Source organism: Streptomyces griseorubiginosus (assembly GCF_001514195.1).
Classification (GTDB): Bacteria; Actinomycetota; Actinomycetes; order Streptomycetales; family Streptomycetaceae; genus Streptomyces; species Streptomyces griseorubiginosus.
The window spans coordinates 1114265-1136525 of sequence record NZ_KQ948735.1; the positions used below are offsets into that span (position 1 = coordinate 1114265).

Genomic DNA, 22261 nt, shown 5'->3' on the forward strand with positions numbered 1-22261 from the left:
CGTGACTCTAAGCCCGGTTTGCAGGCAGCGGCATCGCTGTGCACGGGCTTGTGACTTTCTTGTTATGACGTGGTGGATGGTGGGCTTCCGCGAGGGGGCCTCTCAGCCGGTTTGGCGGAATTTCCCCTCAGTCCGCATTTTGAGAACCTGCACTTCCGCTTGGCCGTGGGGCTCGGGGCGGCGATGTCGGGTCGCAGGCGCCTCGGAGGAGCGCGAAGAGGTCCTCGGAGTAGGCCCGGCCGAAGATGAAGCTGTGGTGCTGTATTGCGCGCGCGTTACGGAGCGTTACGTCAAGAAATGGTAGGTCGGCATTACGGGGCAGGCCGGAACAGTCGGAAACCGCTATCTCCACGGTGACCCGGCGTGTCGTGCCGGCGTGCACGGTGAAGGCGTGGGGCAGGGCGTGGGCGGTGAGGCCGGGGAAGGCGGCGCCGGTGACCTGGAGGGTGACGGGCGGTCCCGCGGTCACGTCGACGGCGAAGCGGAAGCGTCCGCTGGTGGGGCGGGTGCCGTCGGTCTCGGGGAGTCCGGCGGGTCCGAGGTAGCGCCAGGCGGTGACGTTGGCGGGCCAGGGCAGGGGGGTGGCTGGCGGCTCGGGAGGGGGGTCGTCGGTGAGGAGGAGGACTCCGGCCGCGACCAGGGCGGCCGCGGTGGCGGCGAGAGCCCCACGGGCGCGTGGCGGCAGCCCGCCCCACCACGCGCTCCAGCGATCCGCCCACCGGGGCCCGTCGCCGCCGATGACGTCCTGGCTCTCCCCCGCCCCCGGCGACTCGACCGGCTCGACGGGCCCGATACCGGTCATGACACCGACCTCATGGGGAAACGGTAGGGGAGCCGGGGGGTGGTGCCCAGAGGGTGTGCGGGAGGCCGGGGCTTGGGTGGGGCTCGGGGGGCGGATCGAGGTGCGTGGCGGGGGTCGGTGCAGTGGATCTGGCCGCGTGGCCGGGGCCTGTGTGGCGGACCGGGGTCGTGCGGCTGGGCCGGTGTGGTGGATCGAGCCGTGGGGCGGGGGCCTCTGTGGCAGGTCGAGGCGCGTGGCCGGGGCCGGCGCAGTGGATCGAGCCGTGGGGCGGGGGCCTGTGTGGCGGGTCGAGGTGCGTTGCCGGGGCCTGGGCGGTGGAGGAGCCGCGTGGCCCGCGCGCGGTCCGCGCACAGGCCCCCGGTCGCGCACACCACGAGCAGGCCGAGCCCGCTGACACCGACTTGCCCCCGCACGCCACACCTGGTCACGCGACCCGTCCGCCGCACAGGGCCCGACAACGCGGCTTCTCCGCCGCACCGGCCCCGGCGCTGTCACCCGGAGCCGGCCTGATCCGCCGGACGGCCGGTGCTAGCGGGTGGGGGCGTCGCGCAGGAGGCAGGTCAGGCGGGCGCTGCAGACGCGTCGGCCTTCCTCGTCGCTGATCACGATCTCGTACGTAGCGGTGGAGCGCCCCCGGTGCAGGGGCGTGGCCACGCCGGTGACCAGGCCGGAGCGCGCCCCGCGGTGGTGGGTGCAGTTCAGGTCCACGCCGACCGCGATCTTGGAGCTGCCGGCGTGCAGCATGGAGCCGACCGACCCGAGGGTCTCGGCGAGGACGGCGGAGGCGCCGCCGTGCAGGAGCCCGTACGGCTGGGTGTTGCCCTCGACGGGCATGGTGCCGACGACCCGGTCGGCGGAGGCCTCGAGGATCTCGACGCCCATGCGGGTGCCCAGGTGCCCTGCGGAGAACATCGCGACGAGGTCCACGCCGAGGGCGGCGTACTCGTCGATGACCTCCTGCGGGAACGTGACGTGCTGCTGCTCACCCATGGGCCCGGGCTCCGTTCATCGTGTGCGGTACGGCTGCCTACGGCTGAGCAAACGCTCAGTCGGTCGTCGATTGTTCCAGACGTACGACGACGGATTTGCTGGCCGGGGTGTTGCTGGTGTCGGCGGTCGCGTCCAGCGGCACCAGGACGTTGGTCTCGGGGTAGTACGCGGCCGCGCAGCCCCGGGCCGTCGGATAGTGCACGACCCGGAATCCCGGGGCCCGCCGCTCCACCCCGTCCTTCCACTCGCTCACCAGATCGACGTACGACCCGTCGGCGAGCCCGAGCCCGCTCGCGTCCTCGGGGTTGACCAGGACCACCCGGCGGCCGTTCCTGATGCCCCGGTAGCGGTCGTCGAGGCCGTAGATCGTGGTGTTGTACTGGTCGTGCGAGCGCAGCGTCTGGAGCAGCAGCCGGCCCTCGGGCAGCTCGGGGTGCTCGACGGGCGCGGCGGTGAAGTTGGCCTTGCCGGTGGCGGTGGGGAAGCGCCGCTCGTCGCGCGGGGCGTGCGGCAGGGTGAAGCCGCCGGGGCGGGCCACGCGCGCGTTGAAGTCCTCGAAGCCGGGGATCACGCGGGCGATGCGGTCGCGGATGGTGGCGTAGTCCTTCTCGAACTCCTCCCAGGGCGTGGCGCTGTTCTCGCCGAGGACCCGGCGGGCCAGCCGGGCCACGATGGCGGGCTCGGACAGCAGCTGTCCGCTCGCGGGCTCCAGGCGGCCCCGGGAGGCGTGCACCATGCCCATGGAGTCCTCGACGGTCACGAACTGCTCGCCGCTGCCCTGGAGATCGCGCTCCGTGCGGCCGAGCGTCGGCAGGATCAGGGCACACGCGCCCGTGACCACGTGCGAGCGGTTGAGCTTGGTCGACACGTGCACGGTCAGCCGGGCGCGCCGCATGGCGGCCTCGGTGACCTCGGTGTCGGGGGAGGCGGAGACGAAGTTGCCGCCCATCGCGAAGAACACCTTGGCCTCGCCGTCGCGCAGGGCGCGGATGGCGCGGACCACGTCGAAGCCGTGCTCGCGCGGCGGGGCGAAGCCGAACTCCTTCTCCAGGGCGTCCAGGAAGGCGGGCGCGGGCCGCTCGAAGATGCCCATGGTGCGGTCGCCCTGGACGTTGGAGTGGCCGCGGACCGGGCAGACGCCGGCGCCGGGGCGGCCGATGTTGCCGCGCAGGAGAAGGAAGTTGACGACCTCGCGGATGGTCGGCACGGAGTGCTTGTGCTGGGTGAGGCCCATGGCCCAGCAGACGATGGTCCGCTCGGAGGCGAGGACCATCCGCAGGGCTTCCTCGATCTCCGCGCGCGTGAGACCGGTCGCGGTGAGCGTCGCGTCCCAGTCGGCGGCGCGGGCGGCCTCGGCGAACTCCTCGTAGCCGTGGGTGTGTTCGGCGACGAAGGCCTCGTCGACCGCGCCCTCGGTCTCCAGGATCAGCTTGTTGAGGAGGCGGAACAGGGCCTGGTCGCCGCCGATGCGGATCTGGAGGAAGAGGTCGGTGAGCGAGGCGCCCTTGAGCATGCCCTGCGGGGTCTGCGGGTTCTTGAAGCGCTCCAGGCCGGCCTCGGGCAGCGGATTGACGCTGATGATCTTCGCGCCGTTCGCCTTGGCCTTCTCCAGGGCGGAGAGCATGCGGGGGTGGTTGGTCCCGGGGTTCTGGCCGGCGACGACGATCAGGTCGGCCTGGTAGAGGTCGTCGAGCAGGACGCTGCCCTTGCCGATGCCGATGGTCTCGCTGAGCGCCGAACCGGACGACTCGTGGCACATGTTGGAGCAGTCCGGCAGGTTGTTGGTGCCGAGCTCGCGCGCGAAGAGCTGGTAGAGGAACGCGGCCTCGTTGCTGGTGCGGCCCGAGGTGTAGAAGACGGCCTCGTCGGGGGAGCCGAGGGCGGCGATCTCCTCGGCGACGATGTCGAACGCGCGCTCCCAGGAGACCGGCTCGTAGTGCGTGCCGCCCTCGGGGACGTACATGGGGTGGGTGAGCCGGCCCTGCTGGCCGAGCCAGTAGCCGCTGCGGTTCGCGAGGTCGGCGACGGGGTGCGCGGCGAAGAACTCGGGGGTGACCCGGCGCAGGGTTGCTTCCTCGGCGACCGCCTTCGCGCCGTTCTCGCAGAACTCCGCCGCGTGCCGGTGGTCGGGCTCCGGCCAGGCGCAGCCCGGGCAGTCGAAGCCGTCCTTCTGGTTGACCCGCAGCAGCGTCAGCGCGGTGCGCTTGACGCCCATCTGCTGCTGGGCGATCCGCAGGGTGTGACCGATGGCGGGAAGCCCGGCGGCCGCGTGCTTCGGCTCCGCGATGTGCGGCGCGTCCTGAACGGGGTCGGCCTTCGGCGGCTTCGATGCCATCGCGCACTCTCCTTCGCCTACACGTGCGAGTACGTCCCCGATCCTCCCACGCGCCGCTGACAACGATCACGCCCGGGAGGGAGACGGAACGGGAGCGTGTGATCCACGGCGTTCGGGGTGCGCTCGTCCATCGGCGGAGGCGTGGGGTGGGGGAGGGGCGCCGGTGTGTGCCCGGGGGAGCGTTCGCGAGCGGCGGTGGCTGCGTCGGGGGCCCGGCGGTGGGCGCGGTTCCGTCGGGGCGGGTGTCCGTCACCGGTGCACCCGTGGCCGGAGGTGGGCACACCGGCGCCGTCGGCTCCCTTGTTCGGGGGCCGCGGTCGGACCCGGCGGAGTGCGTGGCGTCCGAGTGTCAGTGGCGCGTGGCAGGATCGGGGGCGTGGCAGAGACAGCAGCGAAGAAGACCGACACCAGCCCCGGCGGCAGCCGCCCGCGTCTGATGCTCATGGACGGGCACTCGCTGGCCTATCGCGCGTTCTTCGCGCTGCCCGCGGAGAACTTCACCACCGCGACCGGCCAGCCGACGAACGCGATCTACGGCTTCGCGTCGATGCTGGCCAACACCCTGCGTGACGAGGCGCCCACCCACTTCGCGGTGGCCTTCGACGTGTCCAGGAAGACCTGGCGCTCCGAGGAGTTCACGGAGTACAAGGCCAACCGCTCCAAGACCCCGGACGAGTTCAAGGGCCAGGTCGAGCTGATCGGCGAGCTCCTGGACGCCATGCACGTCTCGCGGTTCGCGATCGACGGCTTCGAGGCGGACGACGTCATCGCCACCCTCGCGACCCAGGCCGAGGCCGAGGGCTTCGAGGTGCTCATCGTCACCGGCGACCGCGACTCCTTCCAGCTGGTCTCCGAGCACACCACCGTCCTCTACCCGACGAAGGGCGTCTCCGAGCTGACCCGGTTCACTCCGGAGAAGGTCTTCGAGAAGTACGGCTTGACGCCCGCCCAGTACCCCGACTTCGCGGCCCTGCGCGGCGACCCGTCCGACAACCTCCCCGGCATCCCCGGCGTCGGCGAGAAGACCGCGGCCAAGTGGATCAACCAGTTCGGTTCGTTCGCGGAGCTCGTCGAGCGGGTCGAGGAGGTCAAGGGCAAGGCCGGACAGAACCTCCGCGACCACCTGGAGGCCGTCAAGCTCAACCGCCGCCTCACCGAGATGGTGCGCACGGTCGAGCTGCCGAAGGCCGTCACCGACCTGGAGCGCCTGCCGTACGACCGCAAGACCCTCGCGATGATCCTGGACACCCTGGAGATCAGGAACCCCTCGCTGCGCGAGCGCCTGCTGGCCGTCGACCCGGGCGCCGAGGAGGCGGCGGGCGCACCTGCCGCCGCGCCGGGCGTCGCGGTGGACGGCACCGTGCTCGGCACCGGCGAGCTGGCCGGCTGGCTCGCCGAGCACGGCGCACAGCAGGCCCTGGGTCTCGCCACCGTCGACACCTGGGCCCTGGGCACCGGTTCCGTCGCCGAGGTCGCGCTCGCCGCGTCCGGCGGGGCCGCCGCCTGGTTCGACCCCGCCGAGCTGGACGAGGCCGACGAGCGGGCCTGGACCGCCTGGCTCGCGGACGCCGACCGGCCGAAGGTCCTGCACAACGCCAAGGGCGCCATGCGCGTCTTCGCCGAGCACGGCTGGTCCGTCGCCGGAGTCGGCATGGACACCGCGCTGGCCGCCTACCTCGTCAAGCCCGGACGCCGGTCCTTCGACCTGGACGCGCTGTCCCTGGAGTACCTGGGCCGGGAGCTGGCGCCCGCCGCGACGGCCGACGGACAGCTGGCCTTCGGGGCGGACGACGGGGCCGAGGCCGAGGCGCTGATGGTCCAGGCGCGGGCCGTGCTCGACCTGGGCGCCGCCTTCGAGGGCCGCCTGGAGGAGGTCGGCGCGGCGGACCTGCTGCGGGACATGGAGCTGCCCACCTCCGCGCTGCTGGCCCGCATGGAGCGGCACGGCATCGCCGCCGACCGGGCCCACCTGGAAGCCATGGAGCAGATGTTCGCCGGGGCGGTCCAGCAGGCCGTGAAGGAGGCGCACGCGGCGGCGGGACACGAGTTCAACCTCGGCTCGCCCAAGCAGTTGCAGGAAGTCCTCTTCGGTGAGCTGGGTCTGCCGAAGACGAAGAAGACGAAGACCGGCTATACGACGGACGCGGACGCGCTGGCGTGGCTGGCGACCCAGACGGACAACGAACTGCCGGTGATCATGCTCCGGCACCGGGAGCAGGCCAAGCTGCGGGTCACCGTGGAGGGCCTGATCAAGACGATCGCCGCGGACGGCCGGATCCACACGACGTTCAACCAGACCGTCGCGGCGACGGGCCGGCTGTCGTCCACGGACCCGAACCTCCAGAACATCCCGGTCCGCACGGACGAGGGGCGGGCGATCCGGCGCGGGTTCGTGGTGGGGGAGGGCTTCGAGTCCCTCATGACCGCGGACTACAGCCAGATCGAGCTGCGTGTGATGGCGCACCTCTCCGAGGACGAGGGGCTCATCGAGGCGTTCACGTCGGGCGAGGACCTGCACACCACCGCCGCGTCGCAGGTGTTCGGGGTCGAGCCGGACGCGGTCGACGCGGAGATGCGGCGCAAGATCAAGGCGATGTCGTACGGGCTGGCGTATGGGCTGTCGGCGTTCGGGCTCTCGCAGCAGCTGAACATCGAGGCGGGTGAGGCGCGGGCGCTGATGGACGCGTACTTCGAGCGGTTCGGCGGGGTGCGGGACTATCTGCGGCGGGCGGTCGACGAGGCGCGGGCCACGGGGTACACGGCGACGCTGTTCGGGCGGCGGCGCTACCTCCCCGACCTCAACAGCGACAACCGCCAGCGGCGTGAGGCGGCCGAGCGGATGGCGCTGAACGCGCCGATCCAGGGCACGGCGGCGGACATCGTGAAGATCGCGATGCTCAAGGTGGACGGGGCGCTGCGGGAAGCGGGGCTCGGCTCCCGGATGCTGCTCCAGGTCCACGACGAAATCGTCCTCGAGGTGGCTCCGGGGGAGCGGGAGACCGCGGAGGCGATCGTGCGGCGGGAGATGGGGGACGCGGTGCGGTTGCGGGTGCCGTTGGGGGTCTCGGTGGGAGACGGGACGGACTGGGAGTCCGCAGCGCACTAGCCTCCGGCGGTCGGCCGAATTTGTCTGCGGGTCCGGTGGGGGCGGGCGTCTTTGCGCAGTTCCCCGCGCCCCTGGACGCCTGCGGCAGCCCGCCCGGCCCCGTCGTGGCAAAGGTGAGCAAGGGCCCGTGGCGACCCAGGTCGACTGCAACCCCCCCAGGGGCGCGGGGAACTGCGCGACCAGCCACGACGCACCCGCACCCGCCGAACAACCGAACCCGGCACCCAGCACAGCGCCCCATCACCCACGTGGACGAAGAACCCGCGCCCCCCACCCCACCCCCCGCCAGGATGCGCTCATGGGTATACGCATGCTCCACCGCCGGACGGCCCCCGCGCAGGTGTGCGCCGAGCAGAGGGTGTTCTCCCTGCGGGCTCCAGCGCCGGCTCACTCCGTCGGTGCGAGTACCGCTCGGATTCCGCAGGGGCTCACCGCACGTCTGCGCGGGGCCTGCGCAGCGCTTCGGCGCGGGGAACTGGTGCTCAGTTATCTGGCGCTGGTGCTCACCCTGTTCCCCAGGTCCCGTCCGATGCCCACCATGACGGTGTTCGTCGCGACGGAAGAGGCCGTCAGCGGGGGACCGGGACGTCGGCCTCCCGCGGAGCGCCCGGTGCCGGAGCCGGGCGCCACAGCCTGACGGCCAGGGCGTAGAGCAGGACCCCCGGCATCAGCCCGGCGCCGATTCCGAAGCACAGGGTGGGGATCAGATCCCAGGGTTTCGCGACGGCGCCCCAGTACGCCCACCACCGCACGGCCCGCTGGAGCGCGCCCACCGTCACGCAGCCGCCGATGACGACCAGCGCCCACCACCGGTCCCGGGAGGAGAGGTTCGGGACACCCGTCGGGGCCGATACGGGCGCGCGGCGCAGGGCGCGTACGCAGAACGCGGTGATGACCAGTGCCGCCACCGCCGAACTGCCGTACTGGACGTACCAGTACAGCGGGGATCCGGCCACGGTCCGGTCGAGGACCGGCAGGAGCCGCAGGCCCCAGCGGTCGTGGTGGGTGAACGCGTCCCACACGACGTGGGTGAGGGTGCCCAGTGCGGCGGAGAGGTACCAGCGGGCGGCCAGGGCCGGGCTCAGCCGTGCCCGCGGGGTTCCGCAGCGGAGCAGGGCCGCCGGCGCGGACTGGCGGCGGCGGGGCAGCAGGGCCACCAGGGGCTCGCGCAGCAGCAGCCAGAGGCCCACTAGGGCCCAGGCGATGAGGACGTCGACGGTGAGGACGCCCGGGAGGGAGTGCGTGACGGTGCCGAACTCCATCGCGCCGGAAAGGACACTCGCCGCGAAGTAGGTCATGTCGGGCGAGAAGGTTCCGGCCACCAGAACGGCCGGAACCAGTCCGCCCCGGCCGGTGCCGTCGGGGCGCAGCGCGGGCAGCGCCGCCGCCGCATGGCTCAGGGTGAACGGCAACAGGGCTCCTCACGAAGGGCGTTGGCCGGACGGCGGTTCGGGTGATCGCCGCAGTCCAGTATGGGCGACGCGACCCCACGCCGATCGAACATGGCCAACCGGTGAATATCGGGCACGAACCGGTGTTCGTGGAAAGGAAGTTGTCGTAGGGTCGCACGGGTCGCCGCGCTGGGGAGCCCGGTCGGAGGTGCGCCTCAGGAATTGCCGCGTGTCACAGGGGCAACCTCCAGGGTGGTTCGACCGTCAGAACGGGACGAGAGCGAAAGACGGAGACGGGCGTTCGGCGTCCACAGGAGGGGTTCACTTTATGGCGGCGCAATTCGGCAGGAGGCTGGCCAAAGGGGCGACGACCACCGCCGTGGCGGCACTCGCGGTCGCGGCACTGTCCGCCTCCCAGGCCCCCGGGGTCACGGCCGACGACAACGGCAGAACGACCACCGCCGGTGCTGCCGAGGTCTCTCCCGATCCGGTCGCCGGGAACGGCGCCACCGGCAACTCGCCGTACTACACGGACCTGCCGCCGCTGAACACACCGAGCCCCGCGCCGACCGACGGCAGCACGCCCTCCGTCTCCCCGGTCGAGAGCGAGGCCGGCATACCCGCGACCCTCCTCGACGCCTACAAGAAGGCCGAGACGGAACTCCGGGCGTCCAAGCCCGGCTGCAACCTGCCCTGGCAGCTGCTCGCCGCCATCGGCCAGGTCGAGTCGGGCCAGGCGCGCGGCGGCCGCGTCGACGCCGACGGCACCACGACCTCCAAGATCCTCGGCCCGCAGCTCGACGGCAACGGCTTCGCGCTCATCAAGGACACCGACCACGGCGTCTACGACGGCAACAGCTCCTACGACTCGGCCGTCGGGCCCATGCAGTTCATCCCGTCCACCTGGGCGTGGGCCGGCCGCGACGGCAACGGCGACGGGGTGAAGGACCCGAACAACATCTACGACGCCGCCCTCGCCGCGGGCCACTACCTGTGCCGCAACAACTGGGACCTGGCGACCGGTGCCGGCCTGGAAGACGCGATCCTCAGCTACAACCCCTCACGGCACTACCTGAACACCGTCCTGTCGTGGCTGGAGTACTACCGCAAGGGCACCCACGAGATCCCCGACGGCACCGGCACCGTCCCGGGCAGCCGCAGCGACGGCAGCACCGGCGGCTCCACCCCCTCGGCGCCCTCGACCTCCGCCCCCGGCACCACCGCGCCGAGCCGGCCCGGCAACGGCTCGACGAAGCCGAAGCCCACACCTCCGGCTCCGCCCTCGACCACCCCGCCCTCCTCGGGCGGCCCCAGCACGCCGCCGTCGACACCTCCCGTCACGCCCACCGAGTCGGTGGACCACCTGGAGGACTCGGGCACGCCGAAGCTCACCGCCATGGCCGGCGACGCGTTCGGCGACAAGATCAGCACCAGGGCCGAGAACGCCGCCGGCATGGGCGTCCCCAAGGTGCGGATCCGCTTCACGATCGTCGGCGACACCGACGCCACGTTCGCGGGCGGCGAGAAGGTCGCCACCGCCCTCACCGGTTCCTCCGGCGTGGCCACCGCGCCGGCGCTCCAGGCGGGCGAGACCACCGGGAGCTTCACGGTCCGCACGACCCTCATCGGCCGTACGGTCACCGCCCCCGACTACACGGCCACCGTCACCCAGCGCGTCGCCGACACCCTGGTCCGCACCACGACCACCGCCCTGACGTGCGCCCCGAACGGTGAGTTCGCCGACGCGGTCCAGCTGAAGGCCACTTACAAGAAGGCCGTCGCCGACAAGGTCGCCGTCACCGCCACCCTGATCACGTCGGCCGACGACGCCACCGAGAACGCCAAGGGCCCCTACTTCAAGGACGCCGACGGCAAGACCGTCCGCACCCTGACGGGTCTGACGACGGACGCGGACGGCCTGCTGAAGCTGCCGCAGCTCTACTCCGACGACACCACCGGCACCTTCCTGCTGCGCGTCACCACCGCGGGCGGCGCCACCCTCGACGTGACCCTGACCGTGGCGGCGCCCGGCACGGACGCCTCCACGAGCCCCGAGCCGAGCCCGAGCCCCAGCGCGAGCTCGTAACCGGCACCCGACCCACCCCGGAGGGCGTCCTTTCCGCTACGGCGGACAGGGCGCCCTCCGTCCGTGTGCGACCTGTTCTCATCTCGCCCGGGCGTTGCTACGGTGCCGGACCTGACGATGTATCAGTTCCTGCCGCGGGGAGGCGGACATGCGCGCCCTGATCGCCGCCACGACCGGCCTCGTCCTCGCGTTCGCGCTGGTCCTCGCGATCACCGCGATGGGGCAGCAGACGGGCCGGACCTCTCCCAAGCCCCTGCTGACGACCGTCCCCGCCCACCCGTAACCGTCCGCCCGGGAGGCCGAGATGCGCCGCAAGACCAGCCTGGTCCTGCTCGCCCTCGCCGTGTTCTTCGCGGCGCTGTCCCCGCTGCTGCGCTGGTACGCCTTCCCGCGCCTGGCCAAGATCCCCGCGAACCAGTACCAGGACATGGTCCTGGAGGCCAAGGACGCCACCCTCCTCGACTACGGCACCATGACCGCGAAGAAGGTCTCGAAGGTCACCATCGTGCAGACCCTCAAGGGCGATGTGGCGGCCTCCGAGAAGATCGAGAAGACGGCGGGCAGGGACGTCGTCGTCTGGGACGGGCTGTCCTACGTCCAGGGCCCCGACGGCAAGATGGTCTCCGAGATCCCCGAGCGCTACATCTTCGACGCCCACAGCCAGGCCCCGGTCCACGCCCCCGGCGAGATGGTCGACGGCGACCCCGTCAAGCGCACCGGCATCGAGTTCAAGTGGCCCTTCCTGACGGAGAAACGGGACTACGAGTACTTCGACGCGCAGAGCCGCACCACCAACCCCATCCACTACGAGGGCACCCGGACCTTCCGCGGCGTGCCCGTCTACTACTTCGAGCAGACCGTCCCGTGGATCCAGGTCCCCTTCCCCAAGACCATGCCGGTCAAGGGCATCACTCCCGAGACCGTCGCCAGGACCGGCACCACCCGCTGGTACACCACGGTCCGCAGGTTCTGGGTCGAACCGCTCACCGGCGCCCCCGTCTACGGCGAGGAGATCCACAAGGAGGAACTGCGCGGCGGCACCCTCCTCGGCGGCCGTGAGAAGGTCACCGCCTTCGCCGGGCACGTGAAGATGCGCGAGGACTACATCGAGCACACCGTCGACCTGGTGAAGGCCAACCGCCTGCTAGTCCTCCTGATGACCTCCTACCTCCCCTGGGGCTTCGCGACCCTGGGCGTGCTCCTCCTGCTCCTCGCCCTGTGGCTGGAGGCCCGCAGCCGCCGCCCGCACCCGGCGAAGGTCCCGGAACCGGAACCGGTCACCGCCTGAGCCGCGCGTTCGTGTACCGCGTCGGCTCGGCGCCCGCCGGGTCCTCCGGCCACGGATGCTTCGGATACCGGCCGCGCAACTCCGCCCGCACGCCCTTGTAGCCGTCCTTCCAGAAGGAGGCGAGGTCGGCCGTGACGGCGGCGGGCCGCCCGGCGGGGGAGAGGAGATGGACCAGGAGCGGCACCCCGGCGACCTCCGGTGAGGACTGGAGCCCGAACATCTCCTGCAACTTCACCGCCAGGACCGGCTGTTCGGGGTCCCCGTAGTCGATCCGGATCCTGGACCCGCTCGGTACGGCGATCCGCTCCGGCGCCAGCTCGTCGAGCCGCCCGGCCTCACCGGAGGCCCACGGCAGAAGCCGCCGGAGCGCCGCACCGGCATCGAGGCGCGCCAGGTCGGCCCGTCGCCGGGCGCGGCTCAGTTCGGGCTCCAGCCACTCGTCCACGCGCGCGTGGAGGGCCTCGTCGGTGACCTCGGGCCACGGGTCGCCGAGGTGGTGGTGCAGGAACGCGAGCCGCTGCCGCAGGACGTCGGCGTCGGGCGTCCACCGCAGCAGTCGCAGACCGTCCTCGCGCAGCCCTTCGAGGAGCGCCTCGCGTACGAGGGCGGGGTCGGCGTTCCTCAGCGGCCGCACCGCCAGCTCGATCGCCCCGAGCCGCTCCACCCGCCGCGCCACGACGTCCCCGTCCGCCCAGTGCACCTCCTGGCGCTCGGAGTGCAGGGACGCGGCCGCCGACCGGGCAGTGTCCTCGTCGATCACGGCGGCGAGCTGCACGCGCGCGTGCCCCTTGCCCACGGGACGGTCCGCCACGGCGACGGCGATCCAGGGGGCGCCCCGCAGGGGAGAGGCCTCGGAGAGCTCGGCGCGGGTGCCGGAGGCCATGAGGTAGGAGCCGCCGTCCTTCTTCGCCACGCGTTCGGGGAAAGCCAGGGCGGCCACGAGTCCGGCCACGCCGTCCTCGCCGGCGGCCACCGGCCGGGGGCCACCAGGGGCGGGCGCGTCCGTGGACTCCGTCGCGACGGCCCGGAGCCGACGCACCTCCGCCCGCCACCGCCCCGCGTAGGCGTCGCCGCCGCGGCGGGCGGTGCGCAGCGCGCCCACGAGGTCGTCCCCGTACTCCCGCGGCGCCTCCTCGCTCAGCAGCGCGACGACCTCGGCGGCACGCTCGTCCCCGACCGAGGCCGCCGCGTCCAGGAGCGCCCGCCCCACCCGTGGGTGCAGCCCCAGCCGCGCCAGCCGGACGCCCCGCCGTGTGGCCTTTCCGGACGGGTCCACCGCGTCCACCGCCGCGAGGGCCGCCCTGGCGGCCGTCATCGCCCCGACCGGGGGCGGATCCAGCAGCGCGAGCCCGGACGCGTCGTGATCGCCCCAGCAGGCCGCCTGGAGCGCGAACGCCGTCAGGTCGGCCACCTTGATCTCCGGAGCCGGGAAACGCGGCAGCCGGGCGTCCTCGGCCTCCGTCCAGCACCGGTACACCGCACCCGGCGCCTCCCGCCCGGCCCGGCCCGCCCGCTGTCGTCCGGCGGCCTGCGAGGCCCGCACGGTCGCCAGCGCGCTCAGCCCGCGCGCGTGGTCGACCCGCGGCTCCCGCGCGAGCCCCGCGTCCACGACCACCCGCACCCCGGGCACGGTCAGGGAGGACTCGGCCACCGAGGTCGCGAGGACCACCCGGCGCCGCTCCCCGCCCGTCAGCACCGCGTCCTGCACGGCGGCCGGCGCCCGGCCGTGCACCTGGAGCACCTCCACGTCACCGAGGCCGCCCAACTGCCCGGCCACGCGCGCGATCTCGCCCACGCCCGGGAGGAAGCACAGCACGTCCCCGTCCCGCTCGGACAGGGCCCGTCGCACCACCGACGCCACGTGGGTGAGCAGCGCGGGATCGACCCGCATGCCGTGCGGCGGCCGTACCGGACGGGCCGGGGGCGCCCACACGACCTCCACCGGATGCGCGACGCCCGCCGCCTCGACCACGGGCGCGTCGCCCAGCAGCCCGGCCCAGCCCTGCGCGTCGGTCGTCGCGGACGCGGCCAGCAGCCGCAGCTCCGGGCGCAGGGTCTGCCGTACGTCCCACAGGAAGGCCGCCGCGGTGTCCGCGTCCAGGTGCCGTTCGTGGCACTCGTCCAGGACCACCACGTCGACGCCCGCCAGCTCCTGGTCGCGCTGGAGCCGCTGGAGCAGCACACCCGTGGTGACGACCTCCACGCGCGTGTGCCGTCCGACCGCCCGCTCGCCGCGCACCGTGAAACCCACGCTCGCGCCGACCTGCTCGCCCAGCAGCCACGCCATCCGCCGGGCGGCCGCGCGGGCCGCGATGCGGCGGGGTTCGGCCACCACGACCCTCCGGGCGGGCGCGCCGGCGTCCAGCAGGCCGGCCAGCGCCAGCGGGACGAGGGTCGTCTTGCCGGTGCCCGGCAGCGCCACCAGGACCGCCGTGCCGTGTCCCTCCAGGGCGTCGCCCAGCGCGGGCAGGGCACCGCGTACGGGAAGGGCGTCCAGGGCGTCGTAACGGATCACGCCCCTAGTGTCGTACGACCGCCCCGGCGCCCTGGCAGTGCGTCAGTCCCGTTCGCACACGAAGATCGCCGAGCCGGGGATCAGGTTGCCGCGCAGCGGGGACCAGCCGCCCCACTCCGACGTGTTCCAGGCCGGCCACTCCGGCTCCACCAGGTCGACCAGGCGGAAGCCGCCGGCGACCACGTCACGGACCCGGTCGCCGATGGTGCGGTGGTGCTCGACGTAGACCGCGTCGCCGTTCTCGTCCTGCTCGACGTAGGGCGTGCGGTCGAAGTAGGAGGCCGAGACCGACAGGCCCTCGGGTCCCGGCTCGTCCGGGAAGGCCCAGCGGATCGGGTGGGTCACCGAGAAGACGAAGCGGCCGCCCGGACGCAGGACCCGGCGCACCTCCTTCAGGACCAGCACCGGGTCGGCGACGAACGGCAGCGCGCCGTACGCCGAGCACGCCAGGTCGAAGGAGCCGTCCGCGAAGGGCAGGGCGCCCGCGTCGGCGCAGACCAGGGGGAAGGCCGCACCGATGCGCAGGGCGTGCTGGAGCTGGCGGTGGGAGATGTCCAGGGCGACCGGGCGGGCGCCCTGCGCGGCCAGCCACCGCGCGCACTGGGCCGCGCCCGCGCCGATCTCCAGGACGTCCTTCCCCTTGAGGTCCTCGGGCGGGCCCAGCAGCTCGGCCTCCACCTCGTCGAGTCCCTCCGGACCCCAGACGAACCGGTCGTCGCCGAGGAAGGTGCCGTGCTCCACCTGGTACTCGTCCGCGTTGCGGTCCCACCAGCCGCGGTTGGCGCGGGCGCTCTCGGTGACGTCGGCGTCGCGGCGGGTGGCCTCGGGTTCGGTGTCCGCTCCGGAGTCCGGCGCGGTGTCCTGCTGATGTGATGCGGGCCCTTGGATGATCGGCTCCCTCGTCGTACTCTTCCGTCCAACCCGTCGGCGGCGGCCGTCATGAATGGGGCGCCGTCACGCGCGCGTGGCCTCGTGAGACAGGTTTTGTGCCGGGTATGCGGCGATCCGCCCCGGGTGTGCGCCTTCGCGCATTGACCCTGTCCGGCTGCCCCCGTATGCTACAAGTTGCGCTGCGGGCCTGCGCACCTCAGACGTAGCAGGCTGCGCTCGCATCTGTCGTATGTCCCCTCGGTTGTCGAGGCGCCATCACCGGATTCCGGTGGGGCGCTTCCTTGGCTGTCCGGCTTCTTCAGAGCGACACGGGCTCCCGGCGTAGCAGTACCTACGACTTCAATGTCCGTACCGGAGCCCTTTCCCACATGACGAGCAGCACCGAGACCACCGCCACCACCCCGCAGGTTGCGGTCAACGACATCGGTAACGAGGAAGCCTTCCTCGCCGCTATCGACGAGACGATCAAGTACTTCAACGATGGCGACATCGTCGACGGCGTCATCGTCAAGGTTGACCGGGACGAGGTTCTCCTCGACATCGGTTACAAGACCGAAGGTGTCATCCCGAGCCGCGAGCTCTCGATCAAGCACGACGTCGACCCCAACGAGGTCGTCGCCGTCGGTGACGAGATCGAAGCCCTTGTTCTCCAGAAGGAGGACAAGGAAGGCCGCCTGATCCTCTCGAAGAAGCGCGCCCAGTACGAGCGCGCCTGGGGCACCATCGAGAAGATCAAGGAAGAGGACGGCATCGTCACCGGTACCGTCATCGAGGTCGTCAAGGGTGGTCTCATCCTCGACATCGGCCTCCGTGGCTTCCTCCCGGCCTCCCTGGTCGAGATGCGCCGCGTCCGCGACCTCCAGCCCTACGTGGGCAAGGAGCTCGAGGCCAAGATCATCGAGCTGGACAAGAACCGCAACAACGTGGTCCTGTCCCGCCGTGCCTGGCTGGAGCAGACCCAGTCCGAGGTCCGCCAGACGTTCCTCACGACCCTCCAGAAGGGTCAGGTCCGCTCCGGCGTGGTCTCCTCGATCGTCAACTTCGGTGCCTTCGTGGACCTGGGTGGCGTCGACGGTCTGGTCCACGTCTCCGAGCTGTCCTGGAAGCACATCGACCACCCCTCCGAGGTTGTCGAGGTCGGCCAGGAGGTCACCGTCGAGGTCCTCGACGTCGACATGGACCGCGAGCGTGTCTCCCTGTCGCTGAAGGCGACCCAGGAAGACCCGTGGCAGCAGTTCGCCCGCACGCACCAGATCGGTCAGGTCGTGCCCGGCAAGGTCACGAAGCTGGTTCCGTTCGGTGCGTTCGTCCGCGTGGACGAGGGCATCGAGGGTCTGGTCCACATCTCCGAGCTGGCCGAGCGCCACGTGGAGATCCCGGAGCAGGTCGTCCAGGTCAACGACGAGATCTTCGTCAAGGTCATCGACATCGACCTCGAGCGCCGTCGCATCAGCCTCTCGCTGAAGCAGGCCAACGAGTCCTTCGGTGCCGACCCGGCCTCGGTCGAGTTCGACCCGACCCTGTACGGCATGGCCGCGTCCTACGACGACCAGGGCAACTACATCTACCCCGAGGGCTTCGACCCCGAGACCAACGACTGGCTCGAGGGCTTCGAGGCTCAGCGCGAGGTGTGGGAGAACCAGTACGCCGAGGCGCAGTCCCGCTTCGAGCAGCACCAGCAGCAGGTCATCAAGAGCCGCGAGGCCGACGCCGCTGCCGCTGCCGAGGGTGGCGACGCCGCGGGTGCGGCTCCGGTCGCGGGTGGTGGCTCGTACTCCTCCGAGGGTGCGGACACCTCCGGTGCGCTGGCTTCCGACGAGGCGCTCGCTGCGCTTCGCGAGAAGCTCGCGGGTGGCCAGAGCTGAACGCTGGCTCGCTGAGGCTTAGCCGGTAACTGAAGGGCCGTACCTTTCGAGGTGCGGTCCTTCAGTGTTTTCGGTTTGCTCTCGGCTTACGGCAGGTGGGGCTTCTCGCGCCGTTCCCCGCGCCCCTGACGGGGCGCGTTTTTGGGGGCCCCAGTGGGAATGCCGCTGTTCCAGGGCGTGTTGATGTGTGTGAACACGAGGAGGAGCGGTCACTGTGCTTGATCCGCAGGGTTTGTACGCATGGGAGCCCAAGGGCCTGGCCGTCGTCGACATGGCGCTCGCCCAGGAGTCGGCCGGCCTGGTCATGCTCTACCACTTCGACGGATACATCGACGCTGGTGAGACCGGCGACCAGATCGTCGACCGGCTGCTCGACACGCTGCCGAACCAGGTGGTGGCCCGGTTCGACCACGACCGGCTCGTGGACTACCGCGCCCGCCGCCCGCTGCTCACCTTCAAGCGGGACCGCTGGACGGCCTACGAGGAGCCCACGATCGACGTGCGGCTCGTCCAGGACGCCACCGGGGCGCCCTTCCTGCTGCTGTCCGGCCCGGAGCCGGACGTCGAGTGGGAGCGTTTCGCCGCCGCTGTCCAGCAGATCGTGGAGCGGCTCGGCGTGCGGCTGTCCGTGAACTTCCACGGCATCCCCATGGGCGTCCCGCACACCCGGCCCGTCGGCCTCACCCCGCACGGCAACCGGCACGACCTCGTCCCCGGCCACCGCAGCCCCTTCGAGGAGGCGCAGGTGCCCGGCAGCGCCGAGGCCCTCGTCGAGTACCGGCTCATGGAGGCCGGCCACGACGTCCTGGGCGTCGCCGCGCACGTGCCGCACTACATCGCGCGCTCGCCGTACCCGGACGCCGCCCTGACCGTCCTGGAGGCCATCACGGCCGCCACCGGCATGGTCCTGCCCGGCATCGCCCACGCCCTGCGCACCGACGCCCACCGCACCCAGACCGAGATCGACCGCCAGATCCAGGAGGGCGACGAGGAGCTCGTGGCCCTGGTCAACGGGCTCGAGCACCAGTACGACGCGGCGGCCGGCGCGGAGACCAGGGGCAACATGCTCGCCGAACCGGTCGACATCCCCTCTGCCGACGAGATCGGGCTGGAGTTCGAGCGCTTCCTGGCGGAACGGGAAGGCGACAGCTGACCCGCGGCGGCGAGCGTCTAGGCTTCCGGCCATGCTGAAGGTGGGCCTGACCGGCGGTATCGGCGCCGGCAAGAGCGAGGTGTCGAGGCTGCTCGTGGAGCACGGCGCCGTCCTGATCGACGCGGACCGCATCGCACGCGAGGTCGTGGCGCCGGGCACCCCCGGCCTCGCGGCTGTCGTGGCGGCCTTCGGCGAGGAGGTGCTCGCCGAGGACGGCGGTCTCGACCGGCCGAAGCTGGGCTCCATCGTCTTCGCCGACCCGGACCGGCTCGCCGTACTGAACTCGATCGTGCACCCCCTCGTCGGTACCCGGTCCCGTGAGCTGGAATCGGCCGCCGCCGAGGACGCCGTCGTCGTCCATGACGTGCCCCTCCTCGCGGAGAACTCCCTCGCCCCGCTCTACGACCTCGTGGTCGTCGTCGACGCGAGCCCCAGGACCCAGCTCGACCGGCTCGTCAGGCTGCGCGGCATGACCGAGCAGGACGCACGCGCGCGTATGGCCGCCCAGGCGACGCGCGAGAAGCGCCTGGAGATCGCGGACATCGTCATCGACAACGACGTCCCCCTGGACGACCTGCGGCAACGCGTCCAGGACGTATGGGGCGATCTCGTACGACGGGCGCGCGTGTCACAGGGGTCCCAGGAATAGCGTGGCCCTGTCCGGGCGTTGAACCCTTCCAGTGAGGGAAGGACTGTGCCGTGCCCGAGACCAGCGGTTCGACCGGACGTACTCCGGAGACGCATGTCATCGACTTCCGCGCCGCGGAGCAGTTGCTCTCCGCGCGGGACCCGCGAGGCGCGGTGAAGCTGCTCGACTCCGTCATCGCCGCCCACCCGGAGAACACAGCGGCCCGGCTGCTGCGTGCGCGCGCCTTCTTCGCCGCCGCGCAACTGCGCCCCGCCGAACTGGAGTTCACCATCGTCCTGGAGCGTGAGCCGGACAACGCCTTCGCCCACTTCGCGCTCGCGCGCACCTACGAGCGACAGGGGCGGCCGGACCAGGCCAGGCGGCACTTCCGGCTGGCCGCCGCCCTCGACCCGAACCCGGAGTTCCTGAAGGCGGCACGCTTCGAGTCCTGAGGCACCCGCGCCCCCGAGGACCCGGCCTACCTGGGCCGGTTCTCCGGCGGCCGGTACGGCGGGATGTCGGGGCCCGGCTGGTAGTGCGGGCCCTGGCGGATGTGCCGCAGGATCAGGGTGAGATCGACCGTGATCACCAGCCACAGGGCACCGCAGGCGACGGCCCACCCGGGACGTCCCGCCAGCGCGAACGCGACCGTGCCGGCGATCGTCCAGACCAGCCCCCACACGGTCAGCCAGAACCTCGCCCGCAGCGCACTGCGTGCTGTCGTCGGCTCACTGCCCGTACGCATCGGGATCATCGCTCCTCCTTTGCAACGTACTCTTCGGAACGGACGTAGAGCAAAGGGCCGAGCAGGAGGTCACCGCGTGCTTCCGGATGCCGACGAACTGGCCGAGGTGCTGGTGGAACTCGCCGTGGCCCATGAGGACGTGGGCGAACTCGTGCGGATCGGCCGACGGGTCGTGGACGACCCGGAGCTGCGGCGGTTCCTGGAACACTCCGTCGACGAACTCGTCCGGGACATGGGCAAGCTCGGCGAACCGGTCACCCTGCCCGACCTGGACTGGCCGGCCGGTGCCCTCCAACGCTGCTTCCCCGTCTACGTGTTCGTCGCCGCGCTGCCCCACACGCGCGCCTACCACCGCTCGCGCGGCATCCCGGCCGACGTCTCCCGGCGCACCCTCGCCGACCTCGGGCGCAACATGGCCGTGCACCGCAGGCGGTACGGCAGGCCGGGTGTGCAGTCGCCGCGCTGGCTGACCCGGCACTTCCGCGGCGAGCTGTACCAGCTGGGGCGGCTCCAGTTCGAGCGCACCGAGTACGGCCCGTGGAACCGGCGGACGCTCGGGGAGGCCGGGCTGGACGTCCCCGCCGGAACGCCCTGTCTGAGCCTGCACATCCCGGAGTTCCTCGGTCCCCTGTCACCCCGGTCCTGCGACCGTTCGCTCGCGCTCGCCGGGGAGTTCTTCGGCCGCCACTTCCCGGACGAGCCGCACCGGGCCGCGCTGTGCCATTCCTGGCTGCTGGACCCGCAGTTGAAGCGGTACCTGCCTACCGACTCCAACATCGTCCGGTTCCAGGAACGGTTCCGGCTGGCCCCCGAGGACGCGGAACCGGAGGACACCGAGCCGGTGCAGTTCGTCTTCGGGGACCCGGAGCTCGCGGTGGAGAGCCTGCCCCGGCGGACGGTCCTGGAGCGGGCGATCGGTGATCATCTGCGGTCCGGAGGGCACTGGTACATCGGGCACGGCTGGTTTCCGCTGTAGCGGAAAGCCGGCTGTGGAGGGGCGATGAGTTTCCGTGCGGGTGCCGGTCTACCGCTGCGACAGCACCACGGACCGCTTCCCCGCTTCTCCCAGGAGACCCCGATGTCCGAGACCACCGCCCCCGTCACCGCCGCCGCTTCCTCCGTCGAAGGCCCCTGTGTCATCGCCGAGTCCCCGACCGCCCGCGGCCGCCGGGCCCGGATCGCCCTGCGCGTCCTCCAGGTCGTGCTCGCCCTCTTCTACGTCGTCGCGAGCGCGCTGCCCAAGCTGATCGCGCTCCCCGCGGCCGTCGAGAGCTTCGACCGGATGGGCTGGGGGAGCGCGGCCATGTACACCATCGGCGCGCTCGAACTGGCCGGTGGGATCGCCCTGTTGATCCCGGTCCTCCAGTCGGTGGCGGCCGTGGCGCTGAGCGGGCTGATGGTCGGCGCGTTCGTCGTCCAGCTCACCTACTTCGACGGGGAGAACGCGGCGACCCCGCTCATCCTGATGATCCCGCTCGCCCTGATCGCCTGGGCCCGCCGCCGGCACACCGCGGAGCTGCTGGGGCTGCTGCGGCTCCTGCGGCGAAGGGCGGCGTGAGCAGCGGCAGGCCTCGCCGCGGTCGCTGTGGTCGCCGCGGACCGACCGGTCATGCGGCCGGGCCGGCCGCTCCGGGGGGGCAGGGCGTCCGGGTCAGTCCGGGCGCCCTGACCTGTTCGAGCCACCGCCCTTTCCCGAACGACGTGCCCTGGCCGACCGGTCGGGCCTGTCGGCTCGGTCAGGCCTTCCGGCCCGGCCCGTCCCGCGGCGGTCGTCGAAGCCGCCTGGATCGCCGAAGCCGCCTGGATCGCCGGAGCCGCCCGGATCGTCGGCGCCAGCAGGGGCGTCGGCGCCGGCAAGGGCGTCGGCTCCCCTCCGGCCGCCCGGTCCGGCGAAGCGGCCGCGGCGGTCGCCCTCCGCGAGGCCACGCAGCCGTTCCAGTTCCCGGCGGTCGCGCTTGGTGGGGCGGCCCGCGCCGCGGTCCCGCAGACCGGCCGGGGCGAAAGCCTCGCGGGGCGGCGGCGGGGGAGAGTTGTCGACGTAGCACTGGACGGCCACGGGGGCGCCGACCCGCTTGCGGATGAGCCGCTTGACCACCACGATCCGTTCCCGGCCCTCCTGCCGGACCCGCACCTCGTCGCCGACGCGCAGCGAGTGGGCGGGCTTCACCCGCTCACCGTTCACATGCACATGCCCGCCCCGGCAGGCGGTGGCTCCCGCGGAACGGGTCTTGACCAGCCGTACGGACCAGATCCAGCTGTCGGTGCGCACGGTCTCGCCGTGCTGGGGCCCGGCCGCCTCCGCGGCGGCGACGGCGGCGGCGACCTTCGGGTCCGGTGCCTCTGAGGCCTCGGCCTCGGGGGTCACGGCCTTCGGAGCCATGGCCCCGGTCTCCCCGGTCTCGTCGTCGTCCGTACGTTCCACAGCCATGGCTCCGACCTTAGTACCCGGGACCGGGAACCCCGGCG

18 protein-coding genes are annotated in these 22261 nt (G+C 72.1%); 10 read left to right on the forward strand and 8 right to left on the reverse strand.

All coding sequences use genetic code 11. The annotated features are described in order from the left end of the window. Positions 1 to 127 precede the first annotated feature (127 nt). From AQJ54_RS11350 to AQJ54_RS11360, 3 genes are all read right to left on the reverse strand, one after another. A complete protein-coding gene (locus AQJ54_RS11350) occupies positions 128 to 802 on the reverse strand; it encodes a hypothetical protein (protein ID WP_062236490.1) in 675 nt (224 codons plus the stop codon). Positions 803 to 1330: 528 nt separating this feature from the next. Continuing rightward, positions 1331 to 1792 (reverse strand): hotdog fold thioesterase, encoded by a 462-nt coding sequence (locus AQJ54_RS11355; RefSeq protein WP_062024600.1) that lies wholly within the window; start codon positions 1790 to 1792, stop codon positions 1331 to 1333. Positions 1793 to 1847: 55 nt separating this feature from the next. After that, positions 1848 to 4127, reverse strand: coding sequence for an FdhF/YdeP family oxidoreductase (locus tag AQJ54_RS11360; RefSeq protein WP_062236493.1), 2280 nt, complete (start codon positions 4125 to 4127; stop codon positions 1848 to 1850). A 376-nt stretch (positions 4128 to 4503) separates the two neighbouring features. Between AQJ54_RS11360 and polA the strand changes: the two genes are divergently transcribed. After that, the gene (gene polA / locus AQJ54_RS11365) at positions 4504 to 7233 is read left to right on the forward strand and encodes a DNA polymerase I (RefSeq protein WP_062236497.1); all 2730 of its coding nucleotides are present in this window, start codon (positions 4504 to 4506) and stop codon (positions 7231 to 7233) included. Between the two features lie 569 nt (positions 7234 to 7802). Here the strand turns inward: polA and AQJ54_RS11375 are convergent. Continuing rightward, positions 7803 to 8645 carry a DUF4184 family protein gene (locus AQJ54_RS11375; protein WP_062236502.1) on the reverse strand — a complete coding sequence of 281 codons (843 nt, stop codon included), beginning with the start codon at positions 8643 to 8645 and terminating at the stop codon, positions 7803 to 7805. Between the two features lie 307 nt (positions 8646 to 8952). Between AQJ54_RS11375 and AQJ54_RS11380 the strand changes: the two genes are divergently transcribed. The 3 genes from AQJ54_RS11380 (at position 8953) to pgfA (ending at position 11998) form a co-directional block, all read left to right on the forward strand. After that, the gene (locus AQJ54_RS11380; RefSeq protein ID WP_062236504.1) at positions 8953 to 10710 is read left to right on the forward strand and encodes a lytic transglycosylase domain-containing protein; all 1758 of its coding nucleotides are present in this window, start codon (positions 8953 to 8955) and stop codon (positions 10708 to 10710) included. A gap of 148 nt (positions 10711 to 10858) precedes the next feature. After that, positions 10859 to 10993, forward strand: coding sequence for an SPW_0924 family protein (locus tag AQJ54_RS44930; protein WP_107121043.1), 135 nt, complete (start codon positions 10859 to 10861; stop codon positions 10991 to 10993). Between the two features lie 21 nt (positions 10994 to 11014). Further along, positions 11015 to 11998: a cell envelope lipid trafficking protein PgfA gene (gene pgfA, locus AQJ54_RS11385; protein ID WP_062236507.1), complete on the forward strand. Its 984-nt coding sequence runs from the start codon at positions 11015 to 11017 to the stop codon at positions 11996 to 11998. Here the strand turns inward: pgfA and hrpB are convergent. Together hrpB and AQJ54_RS11395 are read right to left on the reverse strand one after the other, a co-directional pair. Beyond that, entirely contained in the window at positions 11988 to 14513 is a 2526-nt protein-coding gene (gene hrpB, locus AQJ54_RS11390) for an ATP-dependent helicase HrpB (protein ID WP_062236509.1), read from the reverse strand. The two genes, pgfA and hrpB, sit on opposite strands and share 11 nt — an antisense overlap. Before the next feature lie 42 nt (positions 14514 to 14555). After that, positions 14556 to 15458, reverse strand: coding sequence for a class I SAM-dependent methyltransferase (locus tag AQJ54_RS11395; protein WP_174857077.1), 903 nt, complete (start codon positions 15456 to 15458; stop codon positions 14556 to 14558). 314 nt (positions 15459 to 15772) lie between these two features. On the opposite strand from AQJ54_RS11395, the gene rpsA reads away from it, so the two are divergent. From rpsA to AQJ54_RS11415, 4 genes are all read left to right on the forward strand, one after another. Continuing rightward, the gene (gene rpsA / locus AQJ54_RS11400) at positions 15773 to 17269 is read left to right on the forward strand and encodes a 30S ribosomal protein S1 (RefSeq protein WP_062024585.1); all 1497 of its coding nucleotides are present in this window, start codon (positions 15773 to 15775) and stop codon (positions 17267 to 17269) included. Between the two features lie 214 nt (positions 17270 to 17483). Then, positions 17484 to 18422 (forward strand): PAC2 family protein, encoded by a 939-nt coding sequence (locus AQJ54_RS11405; protein WP_062236513.1) that lies wholly within the window; start codon positions 17484 to 17486, stop codon positions 18420 to 18422. 31 nt (positions 18423 to 18453) lie between these two features. Then, the gene (gene coaE / locus AQJ54_RS11410) at positions 18454 to 19071 is read left to right on the forward strand and encodes a dephospho-CoA kinase (RefSeq protein ID WP_062236516.1); all 618 of its coding nucleotides are present in this window, start codon (positions 18454 to 18456) and stop codon (positions 19069 to 19071) included. Positions 19072 to 19121: 50 nt separating this feature from the next. Further along, positions 19122 to 19502: a tetratricopeptide repeat protein gene (locus AQJ54_RS11415; RefSeq protein WP_020137550.1), complete on the forward strand. Its 381-nt coding sequence runs from the start codon at positions 19122 to 19124 to the stop codon at positions 19500 to 19502. 26 nt (positions 19503 to 19528) lie between these two features. Here the strand turns inward: AQJ54_RS11415 and AQJ54_RS11420 are convergent, their stop codons facing one another. Next, positions 19529 to 19804, reverse strand: a complete 276-nt coding sequence (locus AQJ54_RS11420) for a DUF6343 family protein (RefSeq protein WP_062024579.1) — start codon at positions 19802 to 19804, stop codon at positions 19529 to 19531. A gap of 67 nt (positions 19805 to 19871) precedes the next feature. Here AQJ54_RS11420 and AQJ54_RS11425 point away from each other — a divergent pair, with 67 nt between their 5' ends. Both AQJ54_RS11425 and AQJ54_RS11430 read left to right on the forward strand, forming a co-directional pair. Continuing rightward, the gene (locus AQJ54_RS11425) at positions 19872 to 20771 is read left to right on the forward strand and encodes an acyltransferase domain-containing protein (RefSeq protein ID WP_062236520.1); all 900 of its coding nucleotides are present in this window, start codon (positions 19872 to 19874) and stop codon (positions 20769 to 20771) included. 102 nt (positions 20772 to 20873) lie between these two features. Continuing rightward, positions 20874 to 21353 carry a DoxX family protein gene (locus AQJ54_RS11430; protein ID WP_062236523.1) on the forward strand — a complete coding sequence of 160 codons (480 nt, stop codon included), beginning with the start codon at positions 20874 to 20876 and terminating at the stop codon, positions 21351 to 21353. 93 nt (positions 21354 to 21446) lie between these two features. Here the strand turns inward: AQJ54_RS11430 and AQJ54_RS11435 are convergent, their stop codons facing one another. Beyond that, on the reverse strand, positions 21447 to 22223 hold the full coding sequence (locus tag AQJ54_RS11435) for an RNA-binding S4 domain-containing protein (RefSeq protein ID WP_062236526.1): 777 nt from the start codon (positions 22221 to 22223) through the stop codon (positions 21447 to 21449). Positions 22224 to 22261 lie beyond the last annotated feature (38 nt).

Excerpts from the sequence above, each read along its gene's own strand:
- AQJ54_RS11350 (WP_062236490.1), bottom strand. The coding sequence starts at position 802 with ATGACCGGTATCGGGCCCGTCGAGCCGGTCGAGTCGCCGGGGGCGGGG.
- AQJ54_RS11355 (WP_062024600.1), bottom strand. The coding sequence starts at position 1,792 with ATGGGTGAGCAGCAGCACGTCACGTTCCCGCAGGAGGTCATCGACGAG.
- AQJ54_RS11360 (WP_062236493.1), bottom strand. The coding sequence starts at position 4,127 with ATGGCATCGAAGCCGCCGAAGGCCGACCCCGTTCAGGACGCGCCGCAC.
- AQJ54_RS11380 (WP_062236504.1), top strand. The coding sequence starts at position 8,953 with ATGGCGGCGCAATTCGGCAGGAGGCTGGCCAAAGGGGCGACGACCACC.
- AQJ54_RS44930 (WP_107121043.1), top strand. The coding sequence starts at position 10,859 with ATGCGCGCCCTGATCGCCGCCACGACCGGCCTCGTCCTCGCGTTCGCG.
- pgfA (WP_062236507.1), top strand. The coding sequence starts at position 11,015 with ATGCGCCGCAAGACCAGCCTGGTCCTGCTCGCCCTCGCCGTGTTCTTC.
- rpsA (WP_062024585.1), top strand. The coding sequence starts at position 15,773 with ATGACGAGCAGCACCGAGACCACCGCCACCACCCCGCAGGTTGCGGTC.
- coaE (WP_062236516.1), top strand. The coding sequence starts at position 18,454 with ATGCTGAAGGTGGGCCTGACCGGCGGTATCGGCGCCGGCAAGAGCGAG.
- AQJ54_RS11420 (WP_062024579.1), bottom strand. The coding sequence starts at position 19,804 with ATGATCCCGATGCGTACGGGCAGTGAGCCGACGACAGCACGCAGTGCG.
- AQJ54_RS11430 (WP_062236523.1), top strand. The coding sequence starts at position 20,874 with ATGTCCGAGACCACCGCCCCCGTCACCGCCGCCGCTTCCTCCGTCGAA.
- AQJ54_RS11435 (WP_062236526.1), bottom strand. The coding sequence starts at position 22,223 with ATGGCTGTGGAACGTACGGACGACGACGAGACCGGGGAGACCGGGGCC.